At 60.8% G+C, this 23,717-nt stretch carries 20 protein-coding genes; all 20 read right to left on the bottom strand.

Translation table 11 applies throughout. From position 1 onward, the window contains the following. Positions 1-27: 27 nt before the first annotated feature. Positions 28-1,029: a serine/threonine-protein kinase gene (locus AB1J88_RS21365; RefSeq protein WP_430291918.1), complete on the bottom strand. Its 1,002-nt coding sequence runs from the start codon at positions 1,027-1,029 to the stop codon at positions 28-30. Further along, positions 1,026-1,754: a PP2C family protein-serine/threonine phosphatase gene (locus AB1J88_RS21360; protein WP_027610389.1), complete on the bottom strand. Its 729-nt coding sequence runs from the start codon at positions 1,752-1,754 to the stop codon at positions 1,026-1,028. Before AB1J88_RS21360 ends, AB1J88_RS21365 begins: the two co-directional genes overlap by 4 nt. Further along, positions 1,754-5,293: a type VI secretion system membrane subunit TssM gene (gene tssM, locus AB1J88_RS21355; RefSeq protein WP_430291917.1), complete on the bottom strand. Its 3,540-nt coding sequence runs from the start codon at positions 5,291-5,293 to the stop codon at positions 1,754-1,756. Before tssM ends, AB1J88_RS21360 begins: the two co-directional genes overlap by 1 nt. Positions 5,294-5,306: 13 nt before the next feature. Continuing rightward, positions 5,307-6,182, bottom strand: a complete 876-nt coding sequence (icmH, locus tag AB1J88_RS21350; RefSeq protein ID WP_003229559.1) for a type IVB secretion system protein IcmH/DotU — start codon at positions 6,180-6,182, stop codon at positions 5,307-5,309. A gap of 5 nt (positions 6,183-6,187) precedes the next feature. After that, positions 6,188-7,519 (bottom strand): type VI secretion system baseplate subunit TssK, encoded by a 1,332-nt coding sequence (gene tssK / locus AB1J88_RS21345; RefSeq protein ID WP_007962327.1) that lies wholly within the window; start codon positions 7,517-7,519, stop codon positions 6,188-6,190. A 2-nt stretch (positions 7,520-7,521) separates the two neighbouring features. Continuing rightward, positions 7,522-8,022, bottom strand: a complete 501-nt coding sequence (tssJ, locus tag AB1J88_RS21340; RefSeq protein WP_007962325.1) for a type VI secretion system lipoprotein TssJ — start codon at positions 8,020-8,022, stop codon at positions 7,522-7,524. A gap of 5 nt (positions 8,023-8,027) precedes the next feature. After that, positions 8,028-9,221, bottom strand: a complete 1,194-nt coding sequence (tagH, locus tag AB1J88_RS21335) for a type VI secretion system-associated FHA domain protein TagH (protein ID WP_041071586.1) — start codon at positions 9,219-9,221, stop codon at positions 8,028-8,030. Between the two features lie 18 nt (positions 9,222-9,239). Further along, a complete protein-coding gene (locus AB1J88_RS21330; protein WP_003229566.1) occupies positions 9,240-9,380 on the bottom strand; it encodes a hypothetical protein in 141 nt (46 codons plus the stop codon). 333 nt (positions 9,381-9,713) lie between these two features. Beyond that, on the bottom strand, positions 9,714-11,234 hold the full coding sequence (locus AB1J88_RS21325) for a sigma-54 interaction domain-containing protein (protein ID WP_430291916.1): 1,521 nt from the start codon (positions 11,232-11,234) through the stop codon (positions 9,714-9,716). Between the two features lie 10 nt (positions 11,235-11,244). Continuing rightward, on the bottom strand, positions 11,245-13,902 hold the full coding sequence (tssH, locus tag AB1J88_RS21320; protein WP_430291915.1) for a type VI secretion system ATPase TssH: 2,658 nt from the start codon (positions 13,900-13,902) through the stop codon (positions 11,245-11,247). Between the two features lie 11 nt (positions 13,903-13,913). Next, on the bottom strand, positions 13,914-14,921 hold the full coding sequence (gene tssG, locus AB1J88_RS21315; RefSeq protein WP_041071592.1) for a type VI secretion system baseplate subunit TssG: 1,008 nt from the start codon (positions 14,919-14,921) through the stop codon (positions 13,914-13,916). Next, positions 14,885-16,672, bottom strand: a complete 1,788-nt coding sequence (gene tssF / locus AB1J88_RS21310) for a type VI secretion system baseplate subunit TssF (protein WP_121182770.1) — start codon at positions 16,670-16,672, stop codon at positions 14,885-14,887. Before tssF ends, tssG begins: the two co-directional genes overlap by 37 nt. A 69-nt stretch (positions 16,673-16,741) precedes the next feature. After that, positions 16,742-17,164, bottom strand: a complete 423-nt coding sequence (locus AB1J88_RS21305) for a hypothetical protein (RefSeq protein ID WP_041071594.1) — start codon at positions 17,162-17,164, stop codon at positions 16,742-16,744. 7 nt (positions 17,165-17,171) lie between these two features. Further along, entirely contained in the window at positions 17,172-17,585 is a 414-nt protein-coding gene (locus AB1J88_RS21300; protein ID WP_430291914.1) for a hypothetical protein, read from the bottom strand. A gap of 52 nt (positions 17,586-17,637) precedes the next feature. After that, the gene (locus tag AB1J88_RS21295) at positions 17,638-18,567 is read right to left on the bottom strand and encodes a DUF6402 family protein (protein ID WP_430291913.1); all 930 of its coding nucleotides are present in this window, start codon (positions 18,565-18,567) and stop codon (positions 17,638-17,640) included. Positions 18,568-18,579: 12 nt separating this feature from the next. After that, the gene (locus AB1J88_RS21290; RefSeq protein WP_430291912.1) at positions 18,580-19,104 is read right to left on the bottom strand and encodes a PAAR domain-containing protein; all 525 of its coding nucleotides are present in this window, start codon (positions 19,102-19,104) and stop codon (positions 18,580-18,582) included. A gap of 11 nt (positions 19,105-19,115) precedes the next feature. After that, positions 19,116-19,523: a type VI secretion system baseplate subunit TssE gene (gene tssE, locus AB1J88_RS21285; protein WP_007920274.1), complete on the bottom strand. Its 408-nt coding sequence runs from the start codon at positions 19,521-19,523 to the stop codon at positions 19,116-19,118. 9 nt (positions 19,524-19,532) lie between these two features. Then, positions 19,533-21,008, bottom strand: a complete 1,476-nt coding sequence (gene tssC, locus AB1J88_RS21280; RefSeq protein WP_003229584.1) for a type VI secretion system contractile sheath large subunit — start codon at positions 21,006-21,008, stop codon at positions 19,533-19,535. A 25-nt stretch (positions 21,009-21,033) separates the two neighbouring features. Next, the gene (gene tssB / locus AB1J88_RS21275) at positions 21,034-21,537 is read right to left on the bottom strand and encodes a type VI secretion system contractile sheath small subunit (RefSeq protein ID WP_003229587.1); all 504 of its coding nucleotides are present in this window, start codon (positions 21,535-21,537) and stop codon (positions 21,034-21,036) included. Positions 21,538-21,569: 32 nt separating this feature from the next. Beyond that, on the bottom strand, positions 21,570-23,132 hold the full coding sequence (tssA, locus tag AB1J88_RS21270) for a type VI secretion system protein TssA (protein ID WP_430291911.1): 1,563 nt from the start codon (positions 23,130-23,132) through the stop codon (positions 21,570-21,572). Positions 23,133-23,717 lie beyond the last annotated feature (585 nt).

Here is a 23,717-nt window from a genome sequence, read left to right as displayed (position 1 = left end):
AAGCGCTCCCTGTTCGAATGTCGTCCGTTACGCCCGAAGTCGCAACCGTTGCAGCCAGGACGAAGTGGCGCCCAAGGCGTCACGCAATTGGGCAGCAGTGATGGTGCGTTCTGCCGCATTGAAGCTCAGCGCGGTTCGCAGCGCTGGCCAGCCGTGTTTCGGTAAGTTCGCCGGGGCTTGCAGCTCGCGCTCCAGGTGCTCGTCGCGGGCCTGGGTCGAGGGCAAGCGGCGGAACGGGTGTTTGCCGCTCGCCAGTTCATAGATCACGCAGGCCACGCCGTACACGTCCGCGCTGGCCGACAACGGTTGGCCCTCAAGCAGTTCGGGGGCGGCGTAGCCCGGGGTCCAGGCGTTGAAGCGCTCGCGGCTCAGGTGCGGCAGGCCGGGCAACACGCCCTCGTCTGCCTGGCCGAGACCGAAGTCGAACAGGCGCAGGCCGTCTTCGCTGAGCATGACGTTGCTCGGTTTCATGTCACCGTGCAGCACGCCGCGACGGTGGGCGTAGGCCAGCGTGTCGAGCAGCGGCAGCGCGATGTCGCGCGTTTCTTTCCACGGCAGGCCAAGGGGCCGCTCGCAGAGCAGTTTGTCCAGAGTCAGGCCACGCATGTATTCCATGGTGATGAAGGCCCGCTGGCAGTCGGTGTCGACTTCAAAGGTGTGTGCACGCACGACGTTGTCGTGGCGCAGGCATCGGGTCAGGGCGAACTCGCTGTAGAGCAAGGCACTGGCGTCCGGCGATTCGGCAAATTCTTCGCTGAGGATTTTCAGCGCAATGTAAGGGTCGGGATCGCCGAACTGCTCGTGCAGCAGATCCCGCGCCCGGTAAACAGCGCCCATGCCGCCCGCCCCGAGCAGACGCTCGAGGTGGTAGCGGCCGGCGAGTACGTCCGGCAATGCACCGATGCTGGCCTTGGTCGGCGCCAGCAACGGCTCGGCGTTGTTTGCCTTGGCGAAGGCGAAGTAGGTCAGGTTGCTGGCCTGCTCTTCGTTCATCAGCAAGTCATCGACTGAGGATTCGATTTCAGTCATTGGCGGATCACCACGGCAGTCAGGTTATCCCGGGCGGCGCCACGCAGGGCGCCGTCGAACAGACGTTCCAGCGCCACATGCGGCGCGCTGAGGCTGAGGGCGTTGCCGAGGGCATCGCTGCTCAGGCCCTGATACAAACCATCGCTGCACAGCAAAAATGCATCGCCCGGATAGACCTCGAGTTCGAGGACATCCAGGGTCAGCTGTTCGGCGGCGCCGACGGCTCGGGTCAAGGCCTGAGCTGCCGGGTGCGCTGCCGCCTGTTCGACGCTCATCTGTTGCTCGTCGATCAGTTGCTGTTGCAGCGAATGATCCTTGGACAGCTGATACAGCCGCTGCCCGCGCCACATGTAACAACGGCTGTCGCCGGCCCAGATGCAGGCCGCGCGATTACCTTCCACCAGCAGCGCCACGACGGTGCTGCCCATGATGCTGTCGTGGCGCCCGGCGGTGACCGTCAACTCCTGCCCCAAACGCCGGTTCAGCCAGTGCAGGCACTGGCGGATGGCTTTGAGGCGTTCGTCGAAGTCCTCGTGTTGCGGCAGTTCAGCCAGGCTGGCAACGATCAACTGGCTGGCGATGTCGCCACCCTGATGACCGCCCATGCCGTCCGCGACCACCCACAGCCCCTGCTGTGGCGAGTCGAGGAAGGCATCTTCGTTGCGCGCCCGCACCTTGCCCGGGTCGGTACGCGCCGCGCTGCGCCAGGGACTGGCCACCAGCATCAGAGCTGCACCGGCATACGGAAGGTACGCAGCACGCCCATGTCGAACGGGTTCGGCGTGCGCTGGCTGGTCAGCAGGTAGTTGGCGCGCAGGCCACCCACATCGGCTTTCAGCACCAGCACGTCGCGTCCGGTCAGGTACTCGGTCTGCATCAGGTCGAACAGACGGAACAGCGACCATGGGCCGGAGTTCTTCTCGATCCCGATCGGCCGCCCGGCCATCTTGTCCATCACCAGGCTGGTGCGACCGTCTTCAGCATCGGTCGGCCACTTGAACGTCATTGGCAGGATCGGACCGTGGCGGTACTCCATGGTCTTGTCGCCGAACTTGAACTCGGAACGGCTCACGGCCGGGTCGAGGGTGTAAGGCTCCAGTTTGAACTGCACGGTCGGCTCGGCCGGGTTGATCGAGAAGAAGCTCTGGCGAATGGTCAGGGCTGCTGCCATCTGGTCGAGGTACATCTTCGACACCGGCAGGCTGTGACCGTCGACGCTGCGCATCCGGTAGTTGCCCGGATCACCGCTGACGAACGGACGCATGTAGCTGTCGAAGAAGCGATCGACGGTGCCTTGAGCGCGGAAGAACTCGCGGAAGTCGCTGATCGCCACGTCGCTAGTGCTGCTGGCGCTGAACGGATAACGCTTGCTGATGGTTTTGCCATACACGCTGTACAGCTCGTTCTGATAACGGCCGTTCAGGTATTGGTAAGCGTCGTTGAGCACCAGGCGCCACGAGTCCTCGGCCAGCACGTTGAACCACACGCTCAGTGGACGCGGCAGGCGACCCGAGGCCGCACGCAGGTTGGTCAGCGCATCACGCTGGCCGCTCATGCGGGTTTTCGCCATTTCGAACGAGGCTTGTTCCGGCGTGCTGGAACGGGCCAGACCGGACAGTTGCAGTTGCAGGTCGTTGAGCGCGCTGATGGCCGGGGTCAGGTCTGCGGCCGGGCCGTTGTTGTCATCGAGCAAACGGTGCAGCGGCTCGAAGCGGCGTTGCAGCGACTTCTTCGCGGTGTCCGGCAGGCTTTTCGCCACGGCCATCGCCGACGCCTTGTCCGCCACGGCAGACGCCAGTTTGCCGACCTTGCCCAGTTTGCCCTTCTGCCCGGCCAGTGCATCGGCGGCATCACCGGCTTCGTCCACCGGATCGGCAGCGGCCGGGAAGCGCGTGTTTTCACGTACTTCAGTGAGCAATGCCAGCACCGGCGAGTTGGCCGAGGTCAGGCCCGCCAGTTGTTCGGCGCCTTCACCGGCGTCGCTGATCGGCGGCAAGGCCACCTGGCCAACGGCTTCGCTCCAGTAGTTGGCGTAGTCACGGAAGTACAGTTGCTCCAGCTCGACCATCAGGCGACGCAAGTCCATGTCGCTGATGCCCGCACCTTCGCCCAGCACCCAGTTGTCACGCAGGATGTCGGTGACCAGCGCCGAACCCTGCACCGAGAAATACTGCTGATAACCCTGCTGGGTGTAGAACCCCGGGATCACGTATTCGGTGCCGATGAACAGCGAGCCTTGCGGGCCGAGGTGTTGGCTGAAACGGTATTCCGGCAGGTTACGCGCCTGCTCGCGGAGCATGCGGTAGACCACGGTGGCCAGCGATTCGGCGCGCAGCACCTGACGTGCCTGAGTGACCAGTTGATCGTTCAGCGGGTAGATGAACGGCTGCTTCAGCAGGCGCTCAAGGTGAGTGTTCAGACCATTCTGCACCGCGGTGTTGCCGGTGTAGCGCTGCGACCAGTCAGTGGCGACCCAGTCCTTGAGCCACGCTGCGTCACGACGGTCCTTCATGTTCAGCATCAGGTACGCACGCAGGCTGTTGAGCAGCTTGTCGCGGTCCTTCATGTTGGCGCGGATCTGCCCTTCGAGCATCGTCGCGACCCGTGGCAGCAATTGTGCTTCGAGCTCATGCTCGTAGGCTTGCTTGACCACCGGATTGACGTCTTCGCCCTGATACAGACCGCCACGCTCGTGGTACGAGACGTCGCCCTTCTTCGGGAACACCTGAGTCGCGGCGTAGCTGGTGTCGAGGGTTTTCAACACGCCCATCGCGTCATCACGCGGGGTCAGCGCCGAACGCTGCTGAGTCCAGTTCTGCGCCAGCGTGCGCAGGTTTTCCAGACGCTCATAGTTGGCCGAGAAACCACCGGCCCAGAGCATGCCGAACAGCGCCAATGCCGCCAGTGCGCCAACGTACAACGCACGCTGACCCCAATGGATGCGGCTGCGCTCGCGTTTGTCGAGGCCGGCCAGATCCGACTCGGGGAAAATCACCCGACTGAACAGATGATGGATGAAGCGCGAACGGCCACTGCGCAGGGTCGGCAGCACACCGGCATTCATGCCGAGGTTGGCGCCGATGCCGGCGGTAGTTGCGTCCATTTCCTGCGTCAGGTGCGGAGCACTGGTCAGGTAGAAACCCCGCAGCAGCGACGCGCGCTGATACCGGTTGCCAGTGAACGCCATGTCGACGAACAGGCACAAGCGCTCGCCGATCTGCCCCAGTTGATGCGGGAAGTCGAGGATGCGGCCACGGCGCTGGGTATCGCGCTCGGAGTGCATGCGCATGATCACCTGATTGTTCAGGCGCCGCAGCAGCTCTTCGAACTCGCCGCGCAGTACCGCGACGTCGGTACCAACCTGATCCTTGCGGAAACTGGTGCCCAGCACCTGATCGCTTTCTTCGCGAGTCAGTTGATCGAAGAACTCGTCGAAACCGAGCAGCTTGTCCGCCTTGCTCAGCACCAGGTACACCGGCACATCGACGTGCAGTTTCTGATAGACGTCTTGCAGACGACCGCGCACCTGGCGCGCGAGGGTGTCGATGTCCTGCTCGCTGCCACCGATCAGCGATTCCACCGGAATGGTCACCAGCACACCGTTCAACGGACGCCCGCGACGACGCTTGCGCAGCAGTTCGAGCAAGGTGGTCCAGGCATTGCCGTCGACTTCCGCGTCCGGCTGGGTGGTGTAGCGCCCGGCGGTGTCGATCAGCACACCGTGATCGGCGAAGTACCAGTCGCAATGCCGGGTGCCGAGGGTGTCACGGGTCAGCTTGCGGTCGATCTTGTTGATCGGGAATTCCAGCCCGGAGAAGTCCAGCAGACTGGTCTTGCCGGAAGCCTGCGGGCCGATCAGCAGGTACCACGGCAAGTCGTTGCGCCAGCGTTCGCTGCGGCCGCGATACAGGCTGGAAGTCTTCAGGGTTTTCAGCGCGTCCTTGAAGCGCGCTTTCAACTCTTTCTGCTCTTCTTCGATCAGTTCGTCACGACGGATGCGATCCTGGCCATCTTCGGTTTCTTCGACGGCTTTCTTGCGGATGCCTGCGCGCCAGCTGACGAAGACCATGGTCAGGCCCCAGATCAGGAACAGCACGCTGATGGTCAGCAGGCGCGAGGTCGCGCTCTCCCAGAACTTGTAGTCATCCACCGCCAGCAACGGACCAACGAACCACACCAGCAGCGCCACGAACAGCACCAGCAGCAAGGTCCAGACCCAGGTCTGGCGCAGGAAGGCGCCGACTTTCTTGAAAAACTTTTTCATCACACGTCCCTGTTTACGGCTGCGACTGCGGTTGCACCGCGGCCGGATCAAGCGGCTGATAAGGTTGCAGAACGGTGTCGCGCTGCTCGCCCAGGACCCAGGCGAAGCCCGAATACATCACCACCAGGCAGACCAGCGTGAACAACACCACCATCCACGCCGGCACGATGCGCACCAGGTTGCGACGCTGGTCGTTGAGGCCTTCCCAGTGCGGCGACAATTCACGCGGCACGTCGCCACGCAACTGACGGATCTGCCGGTACAGGGCGTCGCGGATGCCTTCAAGCTCAAGCATGCCACGGGCCTGCACGCGGTACTTGCCCTCGAAACCAAGGGACAGGCACAGGTACATCAGCTCGAGCATCGGCAGGTGTTTGACCGGGTTTTTCGACAGCCGATCGAGCAGCTGGAAGAACTTCTCGCCACCGAAGGTCTCGTTGTGGAAGCTGCTGAGCAGGCTCATCTGCGACCACTCGCTTTCGTTGCCCCACGGCGTGGTCACCACAGCTTCGTCGACCACGGTGCAGAGCACGTAACGGGCGGCCATCACCTGACTGCTTTCGGCGCCGTTGTGCAGGGCGCGCACTTCGAACAGTTTGAGCCCGGCGGTCAGGCGCTCGTTGAGCGCGTAGAGGTCTTCGCGGGTTTCGCTGTGCTTGAGGCGCACCACTTCCGAGAGCAGTTCGGACGACGCTGCCACCAGCGAATTCAGGCTGATGTTGAACGCTTCCGCCGGGCGCAGGCGCGCGGCGTAGATCATCCGTTCTTCCAGTTGCTCGAAGCGCGGCGGCGCGGCGAAGTCGGTCAGCGGACTGGCTGCCGGTCCGTGGCCCTGACGATCGAGCAGGACGGTTTTGTCGTCCTGGTTGTAATCCGTTTCCTTGATCATGTCGGTCAGTTCCTGATGGCCCAGAATTTCAGTTCAAGCTCGGCGAATTCGCCGGACACGTGGAACGCGAAGCCGCCGGAGCGCTCGAGTTGCGCCAGGTCTTCGGAACTGAGTTCGAGGATGAAGTAGGTTTTGTTCGAGTGGAACGCGATCTGCCGCGGGGCCACCGGCAACGGTTTGACCTTGATCCCCGGCAAGTGCAGGTTGACCAGTTGGCGGATACGCTCCACCGGGCCGACCTTGAGGTGCGCCGGCAAGCGATGGCGCAGTTCTTCGGAGTCGCAGTTGGCGCTCGCCGCCAGCACGAACGACGCCGAGCCGAGCAGTTTGTGGTCGTGCAACGGCGACACGATGATCCCGTACTGACGCGCCTGCAGAATCAGTTCGATGGCGTGCTGTTCGAGCACCATCGACAGCACCTGACGAATCGCTTCCATCAGTTTGCGGAAGCTCGCGCCCTGATCGGCGTGGGAATAGCGGCTGTCCAGACGCGGGCGTTTGCTGTCGCTGGAGAAGGTCGCCAGATCGCCAAGCATGGTCAGCAGCGTGCGATACAACTCTTCCGGGTGCACCTGCTCCAGACCGAGGTAGTGGCGCAGCAGCAGTTCGGTACGGTTGATCAGTTGCAGCATCATGAAGTCGCCGACTTCCGCACCGCCGACCTTGCCGTTGGAGCGGATCCGCTCGGCAATCGTGTCGCCACGGTGGTTGAGCATGCTGATGACTTCTTTGAGGCACGACAGCAGATAGCTGGAAGCGTGAGCCTGAATGTAGGTCGGCACGAAATCCGGATCGAGGCTGATCACGCCATCAGGCGTGGTGTCGAGCACGTCGCAGATCTTCAGCTTCACGTAGGCCTGATCGCTCTGCTGCTCGCCGAGCAACAGTTTGAAATCCGGGCGACCACAGCTGACCTGGCTGGCGGAATCGTCGCCGGCGTTGGAGTCGGCCACTTCGGCGTCGTACGCGGTGTAACGCGCGAGCACGTCGGACTGCTCCGGGCGGCGCGCCTCGATGTGGTTACCGGTGACCAGCGGCAGCGCCAGGTAAATCGGCGTGTTGCCGGTGTTCGGCGGCACGTCCAGCGCCAGCGGCTCGGTGTTGCCGCCGAGTTCGAACAGGCTGCCGTCCGGCAGGATCCCCGAGGCGGCACTGATCACCAGTTTGCCCATGTTGAGGAACTGCAGGTCGATCTCCAGATTGAGGAAACCCCAAGTGTAGCCACCCAGCAACTGGGTGCGGGTTTTCATCTGGTGATCGTAGTAGCGATCGTTGTGCTGGAAGTGCTGCGGCCGCAGCAACATGCCTTCCTGCCAAATGACTTTATGGGTATTCATGTTCAGTCATCCGCCTTGGCGAGCGCTTCATGGGTGTTGCGGATACCGGCCTGATCCAGGGTCAGATCGGCCTCGGTCAGCTCCAGCGGGGTGACCTGAACGGTGTAGCGCCACTTGGTTTCCGGCAGATCGCGGTAGGCAGCGAGGACGCCGACGTAGCGGCTGCCCTCCTCCACGCTGAGCTTCATTTCCACGGTTTCACCCGGGCGCAGTTCGAGTTCTTCGCTGGCCACCAGATCCGGGTTGAGGGATTCCTTGGCGCGCTCGTAGAGGCTGAAGAAATCAGCGTTCTCGAAAGTCACCGGGTGCTTGAGTTCGAACAGGCGCACGACGATCGGCGAAGGACGGCCGTTGAGGTCCGGGTTGAGCTGATCGCTGCCGGTCAGCTTCAGATTGATCTTGGTCACTTTCGAGTACGGCGACAGCGACGAGCAACCGGCGAGCAGCACCAGCACGGTGAGCGCAGTCAGCGTCTTGAAAAAAGCGGTCGAGCGGCGAGACATGCGCATCATCCTTGGTGGTCGGTGTGGAGGGTGGAGATCAGGCGGATCTGTTCTTCGTAGGCCTGGGCGAAATCGCGGGCCAGCAGACGCTCGCTCCAGTCATCGTCCTGACGCAGGGCCTGGTGGTAACGGCCGAACGCTCTCCAGCGTCCGCCCGAAGTGGCGATCAACGGCTTGTTGTCGCGCTCGAAACGCAGGGTCAGTTGCTCCGGCGAGAAGTGCTCGAGGGTGCCGCGTACGGCGGCGCGGCTGGCGGTCAGCAAGGCCACCTGATGCGCCTGCAGATCGCGGAACGCACGGGAAATCGCCTGCTCGGCCGGCAGGTGCCCGGGCTTGTGCGGCTGCAACAGAATCTCCAGCGCTTCGCTCGGATCGACGGCGAACTTCAGCGGGTTCTTGTTGGTGCCTTGCACGGTGGTCTGGGCCAGACGCAGTTCGTTTTTCAGCTCCGAACGGGTGCGCAGGCTCTGCTGCAGTCCGCCGATGCTCTGGCGCAACAGACGCGCGGCGTTCAGCGCCAGGGCTTCGCGGGCGTCGTGATCAAGGCCTTTGAGATCCACGCCCAGTGCTGCACCGAAATGCTCCCAGAAGCCTTCACTCTGACGCTCGACGGCTTTCGGGGCCGGAGCTGGCTCGGGTTCAACCGGGGCGACCAGCTCGGGCACCATCAGGCTTTCCATGTCGATGCGCGCGTAGTCGGCACGCTGACGGGAGTCCTCAGGCTTGGCGGTCGGCGCCAACAGTTCGTCGATTTCCGAATAGACGCGCTCTTGCTGTTCGATCGCGTTCAACGGATCAAGGTCGAGGAAGGCGTCGTCCGGAATGATGCTGCCGGCGGCACGCGGACGGCCGACCTCACCGTCGAAGGTCGCCGGGTCACGCACCAGCCGCGCACGAATCTCGAAATCGCCGAGCACGTAGGTGCTGCCGTGCTCGATGCGCACCGGTTCGCCCTTGTGCAGGCGTGCGCCGCTGTCGCCGTCCTGAACCCCGTTGCTGCTGGTGTCGGTGAGGAAAAACGTGCCTTCGCGGTAGCTGACAATCGCGTGGTGATTGGACAGATGACGCTTGCGGTCAGGAATGATCCAGTCGCAGTCCTCGCCCCGCCCGATCACGCCACCGGCCTGTTTGAAGGTCTTCTGGCACAGCTCGGTGGGCACGAACTGCTTGGTGTTCAGCATTTCGAAAACCAATTCCATGTTTGATGCTCCTTGCGGTCACTTGCCGCGATTGACCGCTTGCGGATCACCCAACGGGCGATAGTCGTTGTCGTTGAATTTGTAATTGCCGCTGCAGCCGCCAAGGCCGCATAGAACGACGAGGGTCAGCAGGACAGCGTGCCAGTGACGAACAGACATCAGAGGGTCTCCAGGGGTAGACAAAGCACAAAGCGCCGACCCTTGCGGGCGGCGCTGAAATTAATTCTTTGGGTGGTCTCGAAGGCTCTGCATCGGGGCCTTGAGCCAGACCAGCGAGGCGTACGCACCTCCTGTGGCCAGTGAGCAATTTGTGGTGAGGGGACTTGTCCCCGATGGGCTGCAAAGCAGCCCCAAAACCTGATTACCGGTTCTTGCAGGAGAACCGCGCTTGCTCGATTACGACTGCTGCGCAGCCGATCGGGGATAAATCCCCTCGCCACAGAGAAGCCCTTCAAGACAGGAGTTGTGCAAACGGCAAGAGCCAGGTTCAGATCAACCATCGAAATCACCCAGGTTGATATTCAGGCGCCCGAGGCGGTACAGCAGGGTGCGGCGCGGCAAGCCCAGTTCGCGGGCGGCGAGGGTCTGGTTGCCGTCGTTCTTGCGCAGGCAGTCGAGCAACAACGTGCGTTCGACCTTTTCCAGACGTTCGCGCAGATTCAGGCCGCTGTGGTCTTCGGGCATCGGCTCCATGCGCAGGGAGAAATGCTCGGCCAGCAACTCGCCGCCCTCGCACAACAGCACCGCGCGTTCGACCAATGCCTTGAGTTCGCGCACGTTGCCGGGGAAGGTGTAGCCGGACAGGTGCTCCAGCGCCGCGCTCGACCAGCGCACCGGGTCGCGCTGCAAATACGCGCAGGTCTTCTCGGCGAAGTGGTGGGCCAGCTCGAGGATGTCGCCTTCACGCTGACGCAACGCCGGCAGCTCGATCGGAAATTGCGCGAGGCGGTAGTACAGGTCCTCGCGGAATTTGCCTTCGCTGACCAGCGTCGACAGATCACGGTGGGTCGCGGCAATGATGCGCACGTCGATCTTGTGCGTGTCGTTGGAACCCAACGGGCGGATCTCGCCTTCCTGCAACACGCGCAATATCTTCGCTTGCAGCGACAGCGGCATATCGCCGATTTCGTCGAGCAACAACGTGCCGCCGTTGGCCGCATCGAACAGCCCCGCGCGGTCACGATCAGCACCGGTGAAGGCGCCTTTGCGATAGCCGAACAGCTCGCTTTCCAGCAGGTTTTCCGGGACGGCCGCGCAGTTCTGCACGATGAACGCCTGAGAGCGACGCGGGCCGCAATCGTGAATCGCCCGGGCCACGACTTCCTTGCCGGTGCCGGTTTCGCCGCGCAACAGCACCGTGTACGGGCTGTGCAGGACTTTGCTGATCAGCGAATGGGTCTGGCGCATGGCGGCGCTTTTGCCGATCAGGCCATAACCACTGATACTCGGCACACTGCGCGCCACCGTTGCCGACTCGGCCAGCGGCTGTCGCAGACGCTGCAGCAAGTGCAATTGACCGAGCACGAACGAGCCGAGCTGACCGAGCGAATCGGCAAAGCCTTGCAGGTCGACGTGACGACGACTGGCGCACAGCAGCAGGCCTTCAACCGCCTTCTGCTGATTGACCAGCGGCACGCACAACAGCGATTGCCAGGCACCCGCGGTGGCCGGCAGGAAACTGGTTTCGTGCAGGCTGGCACCCAGATCGTCGAGGCACACCACGCGGTTCTGGCACAGGGCAAACTGCAGCAGCTGCTCACCGTTGTAGTCCGCCGGGAGGCTGGTGGCGGCGCGCGGTTGCAGCGCGCCGTCGAGGCATTCGGCGTTCATTCCCAGGCAGGTGTGGGTGGCGTCGAGCAGGTACAGCTGCGTCAGTTCGCAGCCGCTCAACTCGGCCAACCCGCGCACGAAGTCACCCAGCAGCGCAGCACCGTCCGCCGCCCGCGACAGGCTGGCAAACTGCGCCAGCAAGGCTTCGGCATAGACCAGTGGCTGCGGCACTTGAGTGAACATCACACCCACCTCAGGCGAACTCGCACGTCACGCTGGCGTTGCCGTCGAGCGTGGCATGCACACGCATGAGGCTTTCACCGGTGGCCATTGCATCGAGCAAGCGGTCGGCCACCAGCGGCAGCACGTGCTGATCGAGCAAATGGTCGATCAGGCGCGCGCCGCTTTCGCTTTGCGTGCAGCGCTCGGACAGGTGATCGACGAGGTTCTGGCACCAGCTGAAATCCAGCTGACGGCGATTGAGGCGCTCGCCCAGACGACCGAGTTTGATCTCGATCAGCTCGCGCAATACCGGGCCGCCGACCGGGTAGTACGGCACCACTTTCATCCGCGCCAGCAGCGCCGGTTTGAAGTGTTTGCTCAGCACCGGGCGAATGGTTTCCTCAAGCAGCTCGGCGGTCGGGCGAGCGCCGTCTTCGCAGAGATCGCTGATCTTGTCGCTACCAAGGTTCGAGGTCATCAGGATCAAGGTGTTGCGGAAGTCGATCTCGCGACCTTCGCCGTCGTTGGCCACACCTTTGTCGAAGATTTGGTAGAACAGGTTGAGCACGTCCGGATCGGCCTTCTCGACTTCATCGAGCAGCACCACCGAGTACGGCTTCTGGCGCACCGCTTCGGTGAGCATGCCGCCCTCGCCGTAACCGACATAGCCCGGTGGCGCACCGATCAGACGCGAGACGGTGTGCTTCTCCTGGAATTCGGACATATTGATGGTGGTGATGAAACGGTCGCCGCCGTACAGCAGGTCAGCGAGGGCCAGCGCGGTTTCGGTTTTGCCGACGCCGCTCGGGCCGACCAGCAGGAACACGCCGACCGGCGCATCCGGTTTGTTCAGGCCGGCGGCAGTGGCGCGCATCGAGCGATCCAGCGCGTGCACGGCTTGTTCCTGACCACGGATGCGCGTGCGCAGGTCGGTGGCGAAACTCGCGACCTTGGCGTTGTGTTCGCGGGCCAGTTGCGCCAGCGGCACACCGGTCCAGGCACTGATCACTTCGGCCACCAGACGCGGGCAGACTTCGAAGCTGACCAGACGCTCTTTGACTTGAGCCGCGGTCAGGGCGCTGTGGGTTTCGTTGAGCTGGGCTTCCAGCGCTTCGACGCTCTGGCCTTCCTCGACCTCGGCGGCGATGGTTTCGATCACCGTGCCTTCGGCGTCTTCCTCAACGCTGACGCTCGGTTCGACGGCGGCGGCTTCGCGGGCCTTGGCCAGTTGCTGACGCAGTTCCAGCAGGCGCTCGGCCAGTTGTTTCTGTTCGGTCCACAGACTTTCCAGCGCGACCCTTTCGCTTTCGGCTTCGTCCAGTCGCGCTTCCAGTGCATCCAGCGCTTCGTGGTCGATCAGCAGACCAGCCTCGGCATCGCGACGCAGGGCCTGACGCTGACGGCCACCTTCGGCCAGTTCGCCACGCAGGCGTTCTAGGCTTTCCGGGGCGGCGGCGAGGCTGATGCGCACACGGGCACACGCGGTGTCGAGGACGTCGACGGCTTTGTCCGGCAGCTGGCGACCGGCCAGATAGCGCGCCGACAATTCCGCCGCCGAGACCACCGCGTCATCGCGCAGATAGATGCCGTGGCTCTTCTCGTAGACCTGCGCCAGACCACGCAGGATGGTCACCGCTTCGCTGACGGTCGGTTCGTGCAACTGCACCGGTTGGAAACGACGGGCCAGCGCCGGGTCCTTCTCGAAGTATTTCTTGTACTCGGCCCAGGTGGTGGCGGCGATGGTGCGCAGTTCACCACGGGCCAGCGCCGGTTTCAGCAGGTTGGCCGCGTCGGAACCGCCGGCGTTGCCACCCGCGCCGATCAGGGTGTGGGCTTCGTCGATGAACAGGATGATCGGTTTCGGCGAGGCTTTGACTTCGTCGATCACGCCTTTGAGACGCCGCTCGAATTCACCTTTGACGCTGGCGCCAGCCTGCAGCAGGCCCATGTCCAGCGACAGCAGCTCGACACCCTTGAGCACCTGCGGCACTTCACCGGCCGCGATGCGCGAGGCCAGGCCTTCGACGATGGCGGTCTTACCCACACCAGCTTCACCGACCACGATCGGGTTGTTCTTGCGGCGACGGGCGAGGATGTCGACCATCTGCCGGATCGCGCCATCGCGGCACAGCACCGGGTCGAGTTTGCCGTCGCGGGCCTGTTGGGTCAGGTTATGGGTGAAGCGCTGCAGCAGCGATTCGCCCTGCGCCGCCGGCTTGCCGTTGGCCGCCGGTTGCTCCTGTTGCGACAGGGCAAATTCCTTCAGGCGATCGATGTTCAACTTGGCGAGCAACGGCTGGTAACGGCTGCCGGCGTAGCGCATCGGGTTGCGCAGCAGCGCGAGGATCAGCGCGGCATCTTCCACCGAGGTCTGGCCCAGTTCAAGGTTCGCCACCAGCAGCGCGTCTTGCAGCCACTGCACCAGTTCCGGGGCGAACACCGGGTTGCGCGAGGCGCTGTGTTCAACGCGAGATTGCAGTGCGGCGCTCAGTTCACCGGCGTCGACGTCGGCATCCTGCAGCGCGCGCGAGAGCAAGCCGTTGGGACGTTCCAGCAAACCCAGCAGCAGGTCTTCGACGAGGATCTTGCTGCCGCCACGAGCCACGCAACGTTCGGCCGAACGCTCCAGATCACGACGGGTTTCGGCGTCCAGCGCCTGGATGAGTTGTTGCAGGTCTACGTTGATCATGGCTCACGTCCTTAATGAATTTTGCTGCCCAGGGTGACCACGCCGTCTGCTTTTTCGCAGCCCAGCCAACTGGTCCACCCCAGGCGACAGTCGTTCTTCTCACCAATGCGCAGTTCGCGGATTTCTTCCGGGCGCAGCACCAGGCGAATGTCGTAATCAAGCGGGTCACGCAAGGTGAACCGCACCAGCGCGCACAGCGGCTGGTACCCGAAACCGATCGGCAGGAATTCGTGGAATCGCTCCCAGTCGAGTTCGGTAATGTGAATGCGGAATTTGCCGCTGCGGTCGCGCACCCGCTCGCCCAGCACCAGGTCTTCACCGAGCAGGCTGTTGGCGCGGCCGAGGCGGTTGCGCTGCTCGTCGAGAATCTCCACGCGGCGCTCGATGCACTGCTCGATGACCAGGTCTTCGTGCTTGAAGTAGTAACGCAGCACGGCTTCGATCAGCGCCGCCGAGTGCGCGCGCAAGCTGAGCAAGCCGAGGTACGGCAGCAGGCGCTTCCAGTTCAGCTCCTTGGCCTTGCGGATCTCGTCGCCGCCCAGACCGATCAGCGCGAACAGCTGCGAGGAGAACGGGTCAATCGCGCCGCTCTGGAAGCTGGCGCGATAGCGGTACTTGCGCCAGATCGGCAGCATCAGCCGTTGCAGGCGATGGTGGAACAAGTCGAGGAAATTGCGCGTCGGGTTGCCGTCCTCGCTGTCGCCCAGCGCTTGTTCGCCGTAGAACGCCGGCAGCGGCGAACCGGAGCCGACCAGCCCGATCAGGTTGAAACGCATGCGCGCGCGCATCTGCCCGTGCTCTTCGAAAAACTCTACGCGATCGACGTCGCTGCGCGGAAAGCCCAGGCTCGGGTTGGCCTGGAACTCCACCTGATCGTACAGATCGTCTTCGCTCAGGTACGGGTGCGCCTCGCGCAGCCGGTCGATCACCAGCAGCACGGCCTGAAACAGCGAGTACTCGCGTATTACCTTGGTCAGCCCGCTTAAAGCAGGGGCTGCAGGCCCATACGTGGTGTCCATTGGTACACCTCTCCCTGTGTGCTTTTTACCCGCAGCTCATGGTACGAATTGAGACTGGCGTAAAGCGCGAAAAACTCGTTGAGAACCGAGGCGAAAACGAACAGGTCGCCTTCGCCGATATACCCTTCCGGGTCGATGGTCAGTTCGGTGCGCAGACCGCGCACCGGCAAGCCACGGTGCAGCCGGTCGACGTGGTGGTGCTTGATGTGCTTGAGGCCGCCGAGCAGGCGTTTGCTGACCTTCTCCGCGTGCTGGTCGTAGTAGCGCGGCAGGTCGTAGGTTTCGAGAATCACCTTCAACGCGTTGACGTCGGCCAGCGACAGATAGTTGAGCGACATGTTGCTGATCAGCTTCCACAGGAAGTCACGGTTCAGCGGCGGCGCAAAGCTCGACGTGGCCGGGGTGATGTTGCGGAAACTCAGGAACTCCGGGGTTTCTTCGCAGGCCATGCAGATGTCGCCGAGCTTGAGCTTGCGTGGCAGGTTCTGGTTGGTGCACATCAGCTCGATCGACAGGGTTTCGTGGGCTTCGGTGTGGCGGATGCCGAAGCTCAGGTAGGTGTCGAGGCCGTCGTGCAGCAAGGATGAGCGCTGGCGGATGCTGTAATGCGGACGGCTGTTGGGCACGTCGAAACTCGGGTCGTGCTCGAACGATTCGAACGGCACGTACTCCTGATAACCGAGGCCGCCGGGCTTCCAGCCGGTCACGGTTTCCACCGAAAACACACCGCAGTTTTCCAGATCGTATTCCGCCGGCAGCAGCAGGTATTCATCCTGTTTGCCATCGAGGCGGATCGGCAGCGCGTCGTGGGCGAACAGGTTGGCAATCGGCGTGCAGAACAGCTTTACGTTATCCAGGGTCGGCCGCATGCGCATGATCCCGCTCTTGCGGATATCGAAACGCAATTCCAGGCCGCGCATCTGCTTGAGCGTGTCTTCCGGCAGCGCCTTGAGGATGTCCAGACCGTTGACGTCGACGAACAGGAACTTGTCCTGGAAGGCGAAGTATTCCTGCAGGTAGCGATAACCACGGAAGGTGTTCAGCGGATACGGGATCAACGCTTCTTCTTCGGCAAAGCCCACCGGCTTGACCCGGTCACCGGGAATCTTGAACGCCATCGGCTTGCCCGCCACGCCATCGATCGGCTTGCCGGCGCCGTCGAGCGGGATCAGTTCGATGCCTTCCAGGTTGCGCAGCAGGCTCAGGTAGAGCATCTGGCTGATGTAGCGTTCGCCGGCAAAGTGCAGGCGCAATTTGCTCAGCTCCAGCTCACCGAGGTGACCGTCAGCGCTCATTTCCAGACGCAGGCTGAGCAGCGAACCGTCGCCCTTCACCGAGTAGTTCAGCGCGGCCAGATCCAGCGGCAGCACCTCGGTCGGGTAGCAGGTGCGGAAGCGGCAACGCACGTCTTCGATCGGTTTGCTTTCGATCGGCGTATCGCGCTCGACCACCAGCGCCGGCCCGGAACGCTTCAGCGGATCGAACTGCAGAATGCTGAACGCCGGCAGCGGGCGCATGTAGTTCGGCCACAGCAGTTGCATCAGCGAATGGCTGAGCTCCGGCAACTCGTCGTCGAGCTTCTGCCGCAGACGCCCGGTGAGGAACGCAAAACCTTCCAGCAACCGCTCCACATCCGGATCCCGCCCGGCCTGGCCCAGGAACGGCGCCAACGCCGGACTACGCTCGGCGAAACGGCGACCGAGTTGGCGCAGTGCGGTGAGTTCGCTTTGGTAGTAGTGGTTAAAGGACACGGGTTACCTGCCTGGTAGTGGAACTCATGGAATAACTGTCCTGCGGATTACGCTCGATGTCCGACCTGGTCATTGGATTGCACCTGCAGGCTGACTTGGCTGAATGCGACCTGCGATGTTTCGCAAAGCCCAACGCAACTCGATGACTTGAGTGGTGAGGATCGCCAGCAACGTGACGCAGCCTTGAGCCACGCCGTAGAACAGGGCTCTTAACGGGTTGTCGGGTAGCATCCAGAGCAGGATGAAGCCCACCATCAGAAAAAGGATGGCCAGCTTGGCGACCAGACCTGGAATCAGCGCAACGATCAGGTTGACGCCCAGAAAAATGTAAAACAGTGCGTAAGTCGCAATGCCGATGGCGACACCATGGGAGGTAAATCCGCCGTTAAAAAGCCTGTAAGCATGCACAACCGCGTCATTCAAAAATGCATACGCCACGCATCCGAGAGCGTGGATTAATAGGCATAGGGCGAGACGAACGTAGCTGTTCATACTGCTATCAATTTTCCAGAATCTCGTAGGGTGTATTACTGATGAAAATATTCAGCCAACTTTCTTCCCATTGCGGCATGGAGATTATAAAAGCCTTATCTTTCTTTTCGAAGGCGATCCAAGTAATTCCAACTTCAGCATCATCTTCGAATGTGCGCATATCCAGTGACTGAGTATCATACAACGGGGTTCGATATACCTTTCCTGGCTCTTTTGAGTCGACAACTCTTAAATACGCCATACCGCCAAGCATGAAGATCCTGCCGACACGCACATTCTCAATTGTGTAGCGACCAGAGGGGCTAGCTGTAGTTGTACTTGCAGGATACCCTAGCATTGCATTAACGCAATAAACGAGCAATGCAATCAATACCAAGAGAAAACTGATAGGCACTAGCCATTTCTTTTTAAGCGTAGTCATTTTTTCGCCACACCCACTTCGACAGCGATTGTACATAAGCAAAAAATGCGCATCATTTATTCCAAACATTAATAACTGTCACGGGAACATTCTGATATTTGATATCAGACAAAACCTGGAAATCACCGCCTTTTTTAAATTCCGTCCGATATTTTACAAAATGAGAATTCGTAATATAGAAATAACGCGAGTTCTCTATTTCCCGAAACATCGCCTGAGAATCTTCTGCACTGATATAGGGATTTGAAGCGATGTCTGACTTCATCTGCGCCGCACCGGCATTTGCAGTAGCCGCATAGGCCGGGTTGGCTATACCATCGAAGTTCCAGAACCCCAATGGCTGACTGAAATTGTCATCCGGTGCGTCATTGAAGTCATAGGCGTCCTCAGCGTAAAACCCAATTCGCTCTACAAACAGTTGAATGCTGTCTACGGAAATAACCAGCTTTCCTTCTGGAAATACGCGGACGTTAAAGTTTGCCAGCGCAGCTCGCAATTCATCAGTCTTCTCTATTAGACCGAATTTAACTGCTCGATTATTACTGTATCCAAACTCTTCAACCTTCCTGGCGCTCGCAAACTTAAAAGGATAGACACCCGGCGCCGAGCCAAGATACTTATCTTTAATCTTCTTGCTTATATTATTGCGGCCTGCAGGATTATCCCAGGCTGACTTAAGCTCTTCAATGACAGCTTTCGCAGGTTCAAACTTTTCCAACCAGGCCATTTTTACGATGGTGTCATTTACGTAGGCGATGTCAGCAAGAGCAATATGGTCTTTGACCTCTTTACTCATCGCACCATCTGCAGTTGGCCATGGCTTGCCATCAAACCAATGGCGCATCAGCTTCGCAGCAACTGGCCACTTCATCTTATCCATCGCATCAGGTATATCTGTGATTTTGAATTGACGGACAGCTGCAGACTTACCAGTTTGGTTACTGGCCGGCGTCAGACTTGATGCTATTTTCGTATCCGCCATAACAAAATCCTTTTATCCAATTACGACTTCAGATTGCTGTTCAATAATCAACTCATAGGACTCCGCTACAGAGGACGAGATTTTTTGCGTCTTCCCGTCGGCTCCCGTGACGCCACTGATAACTTTCCCCGAGGCGGTTTTGAAACTGTATGCCACTCCCGCCAGGGGCTTCCCGGAGTCCTGACAATTGATGACGTAGTGCTCGTTAAACGGCCATTTGATCTCCACCGGCTCCGGCGGCACAAACGGCGCCGGCGAATGCGAATTACCGATAATCACCGTCCCGGAACCTGCCGTGACCTTGTTGCCGTGAGCACCAACCGAACCTACGGTCGCAGCCGGTTTTCCGTTGATCAAAACCGTGGTCGCCAGATCGCCGACCAACGCACCACCACACGCCGAGGCATCGCCTTGGCGGGCGGCCGCGAGGCCGTCGAAGAACACGTCGCCGGAACCGGCGGCGATCGGGTTGGTACCGTGGCCAGGAAGTGGGCAAGCGGTGGGGTCGGATACGCGTGCTGCGGGTTTGCCAGACATCGGGAATCTCCTTAGGTGACCTTCACTTGACCGCTGCCATCCAGGCGCGCGGAAAAACTGACCTGACGCTTGAAACCCTCGACTTCCAGCAGGCCTTCGATGCTGAAGGCCAGCCGTAGCTGGTCGTGGTCACGCGGCAGGGAAATGACACGCACGTTGCTCAGGCGCGGCTCGTAGGCTTCGATGAAGTTTTCGATGGCCAGACGGGCCTGACTCAGGGAGTCGTGCAGGCTCAGACGCATGTCATTGAGATCGGGCAACCCGTAGTCGGCCAGCGTTTGCACGCTGCCGGCCCGGGTGCTGAGCATTTTGGCCAGATGGGCAGCCACTGACGCCATGGCACAAGCCTCGAGGCTGTTGCCCTTGCGTAGTTGCGCGTCGCCGTTGAGGCGCTCGAACAGGCTGCCGTATCCGTCCATGAGTCGCTCTTACTCTTTGTCCAGCTTGCCAACCAGCGACAGGGTGAAATCGGCACCCATGTACTTGAAGTGCGGACGCACGTTCAAGCTGACGCGGTACCAGCCCGGCTCGCCTTCAACGTCGCTGACGATCACTTGCGCAGCGCGCAGCGGACGACGGCCACGCACTTCGGCGCTCGGGTTTTCCTGGTCGGCCACGTACTGGCGGATCCACTTGTTCAGTTCCAGCTCAAGGTCGGTACGTTCTTTCCACGAACCGAGTTGCTCGCGCTGCAGCACTTTCAAGTAGTGAGCCAGGCGGTTGACGATCATCATGTACGGCAGCTGGGTACCGAGCTTGTAGTTCAGCTCTGCCGCCTTGCCTTCTGCGCTGATGCCGAAGAACTTCGGCTTCTGCACCGAGCTGGCGGAGAAGAACGCCGCGTTGTCGGAGCCTTTGCGCATGGTCAGGGAGATGAAGCCTTCCTCGGCCAGTTCGTATTCACGACGGTCGGAGACCAGAACCTCGGTCGGGATCTTGGTTTCGATTTCGCCCATGCTTTCGAAATGGTGCAGCGGCAGGTCTTCAACCGCGCCACCGCTCTGTGGGCCGATGATGTTCGGGCACCAGCGGAATTTGGCGAAGCTGTCGGTCAGCTTGGTGCCGAACGCGAACGCGGTGTTGCCCCACAGGTAGTGCTCGTGGCTGTTGGCAACGGTTTCCTTGTACACGAACGATTTGACCGGGTTTTCTTCCGGATCGTACGGGTTACGCAGCAGGAAACGCGGCACGGTCAGGCCAACGTAACGGGAGTCTTCGGAAGTACGGAAGCTCTGCCATTTGGCGAATTGCGGGCCTTCGAAGTGGTCTTTCAGATCTTTCAGATCCGGCAGGCCGGTGAAGCTTTCCAGACCGAAGAATTTCGGGCCGGCTGCGGCGATGAACGGCGCGTGGGACATGCAGGAAACGCTGGCCACGTACTGCATCAGTTTCACGTCCGGCGAGCTTGGGGACATGAAGTAGTTGGCGATGATCGCGCCCACCGGCTGACCACCGAACTGGCCGTATTCAGCGGTATAGATGTGCTTGTACAGGCCCGACTGCATGACTTCCGGCGAATCTTCGAAATCGTCCAGCAAGTCTTCTTTGGAGACGTTGAGGATTTCGATCTTGATGTTTTCGCGGAAGTTGGTGCGGTCGACCAGCAACTGCAGGCCACGCCACGACGATTCCAGCGCCTGGAAATCCGGGTGGTGCAGGATTTCGTCCATCTGACGGCTGAGCTTGGCATCGATCTCGGCGATCATGCGGTCAACCATGGCTTTCTTGACCGGCTCACCGTTGTTCTGCGGCTTGAGCAGTTCTTCGATGAACGCCGACACGCCACGCTTGGCGATGTCGTAGGCTTCGTCGTCCGGGGTCAGACGGGTTTCGGCGATGATGCTGTCGAGAATGCTGTATTCGCCGCTTTCGGCGCTCTTCTCTTGTGCTGCGCTAGTGCTCATTGTGTTGGCTTCCTTGGCTGAAGTCTCAGGCGTCCGGGGCTGCGGCGTTCAGGCCCAGCTCACCGAGTACGCGACCGCGGGATTCGTCGTCGGCGAGCACGCCTTCGATCGCTTTACGGAACGCAGGTGCGTTACCCAGCGGGCCTTTGAGGGCCACCAGCGCATCGCGCAGTTCCATCAGTTTTTTCAGCTCAGGCACTTGCTCGACCAGGCTGGCCGGGTTGAAGTCCTTCATCGAATTGACGCGCAATTGCACAGCCAGCTCGTCGGCCTCGCCATCTTCCTGCAGACGGTTCGGCACGCTCAGCGTCAGACCCAGTTCTTGCTTGGCCAACACTTCGTCGAAGGTCATCTTGTCGATGCTGATCGGCTTGCGATCTTCGATTTTGCGATCGTCCTTGCGGTGGGTGTAGTCACCGATTGCCAGCAGCTTCAGCGGCAGTTCAATCTCTTCCTGAGCACCGCCGGTGGCGGGTTTGAAGGTGACGTTGATGCGTTCCTTGGGGGCTACCGAGCCTTCTTTGGCCATGGCTTTTCTCCTTGCGGTTGTGGCCCTGGGGCCTATTCGAGTACCACTTCGAGATCGAGGTGGCACAGCCTGCGATAAATCTCTTCCTTGCGTTCACGCACTGCATGGTTCTGCGGCAACAACTCGCAGCAACTGTGCAGCAGGTGCAGCACTTCCAATGCAAGATCGGGCTCCCAGGCGTGCAGGCCTGAGTCCTGTAATGTCTGATCGAGGGTTTCGAGCTGGTTCTTGGCCAGTTCGTATTTCTTGGCCATGAAGCACAGCCGCGCGAGGGCGAACTGCCAGAAGAACCGCTCGCGGCCACCGTGGGCCGACTGCAGCCCCTGTTTGAGGATTTGCACGGCAGGCTTGAGGCCTTCTTTGCGCAGCAGCGGCAGCACGTCCTGCAGGGCCTTTTCCCAGGCGGGCTGGGTTTCGATGTCATCGGTTTCGACCTTGCGCGGCGCGCTGGCGCTTTGCAGGTGCGGCATGACATTGCCGGCGATCCACGCCCGGGTGGACGGATCGGCAAACGGCGCGCCGTCATGGAAACGACATTCGATGATCCCGGGCAGGCGCTGAACCAAAAGCGCGAAGTGGATTTCCACTTCGCGCATTGCCATCTCGGCGTTGAGGTTCTGGAGACATTCCCAGACCATCCTCTGGCCATCGAACCAGAACGGCGCCTTCGCCAGGCTCGCCTCCAGCTCCACCAACAGGTCGGCGTATTTGCCTTGATCGAAGCGATCCTGATACTGCTTGAGTTTGTCCACCGGCAGACCGCGCAACACGGTGATCTGCTCGGCGTTGCGCTCGGGCACCGCGTCGATCGGCAGCCACAGCAAGGTGCGGTTCAGACGCAGGGCGCGCAGGTCGGTGGCCTTCTGCTTGAGCCACCAGGCACACAACGGACGCGCGCTTTCCTGCTGGGCGCGCAGTGCCTTGTAAGCGTCTTTTTCGTTGTCGATCGGTGCGCCGGGGGTCAGCAACTGGCTCGCGGCCTGCTTGACCTGCGCCACCGCCGCACCCACCACACCGGGGGCCGGCTGATTGTCGGCGGCACGCTGGATCATGGTTTTCAGGCGGCGCGAGAGCGGCAACAGCAGCGGCGCATCGTCGCCCAAATGTTCAGTGCACGCGGCATCGAGCCCGGCCAGATGCTCGGACAACTGCCGGAACATCGGCAGCTGTTCCTTGATCGCGATGTTTTCGGTGAGCACCTGCTCCAGGCGCGGCACCAGCCAGCCGATGGCGGCGGCACGGGTACGCGGCTTGAGCGGGTGAACGTCGGCCCAGTGGTTTTCCGACAGATGGTGCAGCAGACCGAGGCCGGCCAGCAGCCCGGGGAAGGATTCGCGCTGGTACAGCGACCAGGTCAGCCAGGCGCCGACACGCAAATCCTTGGATTGGGTGCGCAGCAGGTTTTCGCTGTTTTCGCGGATTTTCTGCCAGTCGATCTGCCCGCTTTCGTGCATCGACGAGGCTTTGGCCAGCTCGCTTTCCAGCGCCTCGAATTCGCTCGAAAAACGAACGTCTTCGCCCGCGAAATTCTCTTTGGAAACAGAGACTTTTGCGAGTTCGAGGTAATGGGCGGAAAGTTTGCTTGAGTAGGACATCCATGGCCTTTATTCAGGATTACAGTCAGGCGCCTATTGGAGTTACCGCGGCGCGGGACAGTATCGAAGAGCGGTGAAGCGACTCATCCAATTGAGATGTGCTCTTTCAAGTGGGCGCATCGTAATCACTATGATGGCCACTAGCAAGCATCTGATTAAACAACAAGACGAAGTGTTCAGTGGGGTGTGTAAGAGATCGCCCTATATATGGCAGGGGAATCCCTGATGGCGAATTATATTGCGCGCATTTGCCTCGCCCCCTCAGAACCCTTGATCCAGAGCGGCCCAACCCGCTGTGTGCGAATCGCCTCGAACACCCGTCCCAATACACGGCGGCAAGCATGACAACTCTCGAAAAAAATAGAAGTAGGACTCTTCCGAAAATGCATTGGATTTTACAAACGATTTACCGACGACAACACTCAACAACAAAAGTGCCATCAATTTGATGGCAATTAATTTTTCTGAAACTTTATTCAGCTCGTGAATGCTGTACTTCAGTGCTAACTCAATAATTATCGAAGTGACTTCCCACAGACATTTCCTCCAATCCGCACAACACTTTCACGCCCGGAATACTCTGAC

It is taken from the genome of Pseudomonas sp. S8 (assembly GCF_050473925.1).
In the GTDB taxonomy this organism is placed as follows: Bacteria; Pseudomonadota; Gammaproteobacteria; order Pseudomonadales; family Pseudomonadaceae; genus Aquipseudomonas; species Aquipseudomonas parakoreensis.
This window is presented reverse-complemented; position numbering and strand designations above follow the sequence as displayed.

What these genes read in the sequence shown, in the direction of transcription:
- AB1J88_RS21365 (WP_430291918.1), bottom strand. Translation starts at nt 1,029, where the DNA reads ATGACTGAAATCGAATCCTCAGTCGATGACTTGCTGATGAACGAAGAG.
- AB1J88_RS21360 (WP_027610389.1), bottom strand. Translation starts at nt 1,754, where the DNA reads ATGCTGGTGGCCAGTCCCTGGCGCAGCGCGGCGCGTACCGACCCGGGC.
- tssM (WP_430291917.1), bottom strand. Translation starts at nt 5,293, where the DNA reads ATGAAAAAGTTTTTCAAGAAAGTCGGCGCCTTCCTGCGCCAGACCTGG.
- icmH (WP_003229559.1), bottom strand. Translation starts at nt 6,182, where the DNA reads ATGATCAAGGAAACGGATTACAACCAGGACGACAAAACCGTCCTGCTC.
- tssK (WP_007962327.1), bottom strand. Translation starts at nt 7,519, where the DNA reads ATGAATACCCATAAAGTCATTTGGCAGGAAGGCATGTTGCTGCGGCCG.
- tssJ (WP_007962325.1), bottom strand. Translation starts at nt 8,022, where the DNA reads ATGTCTCGCCGCTCGACCGCTTTTTTCAAGACGCTGACTGCGCTCACC.
- tagH (WP_041071586.1), bottom strand. Translation starts at nt 9,221, where the DNA reads ATGGAATTGGTTTTCGAAATGCTGAACACCAAGCAGTTCGTGCCCACC.
- AB1J88_RS21330 (WP_003229566.1), bottom strand. Translation starts at nt 9,380, where the DNA reads ATGTCTGTTCGTCACTGGCACGCTGTCCTGCTGACCCTCGTCGTTCTA.
- AB1J88_RS21325 (WP_430291916.1), bottom strand. Translation starts at nt 11,234, where the DNA reads ATGTTCACTCAAGTGCCGCAGCCACTGGTCTATGCCGAAGCCTTGCTG.
- tssH (WP_430291915.1), bottom strand. Translation starts at nt 13,902, where the DNA reads ATGATCAACGTAGACCTGCAACAACTCATCCAGGCGCTGGACGCCGAA.
- tssG (WP_041071592.1), bottom strand. Translation starts at nt 14,921, where the DNA reads ATGGACACCACGTATGGGCCTGCAGCCCCTGCTTTAAGCGGGCTGACC.
- AB1J88_RS21305 (WP_041071594.1), bottom strand. Translation starts at nt 17,164, where the DNA reads ATGAACAGCTACGTTCGTCTCGCCCTATGCCTATTAATCCACGCTCTC.
- AB1J88_RS21300 (WP_430291914.1), bottom strand. Translation starts at nt 17,585, where the DNA reads ATGACTACGCTTAAAAAGAAATGGCTAGTGCCTATCAGTTTTCTCTTG.
- AB1J88_RS21295 (WP_430291913.1), bottom strand. Translation starts at nt 18,567, where the DNA reads ATGGCGGATACGAAAATAGCATCAAGTCTGACGCCGGCCAGTAACCAA.
- AB1J88_RS21290 (WP_430291912.1), bottom strand. Translation starts at nt 19,104, where the DNA reads ATGTCTGGCAAACCCGCAGCACGCGTATCCGACCCCACCGCTTGCCCA.
- tssE (WP_007920274.1), bottom strand. Translation starts at nt 19,523, where the DNA reads ATGGACGGATACGGCAGCCTGTTCGAGCGCCTCAACGGCGACGCGCAA.
- tssC (WP_003229584.1), bottom strand. Translation starts at nt 21,008, where the DNA reads ATGAGCACTAGCGCAGCACAAGAGAAGAGCGCCGAAAGCGGCGAATAC.
- tssB (WP_003229587.1), bottom strand. Translation starts at nt 21,537, where the DNA reads ATGGCCAAAGAAGGCTCGGTAGCCCCCAAGGAACGCATCAACGTCACC.
- tssA (WP_430291911.1), bottom strand. Translation starts at nt 23,132, where the DNA reads ATGTCCTACTCAAGCAAACTTTCCGCCCATTACCTCGAACTCGCAAAA.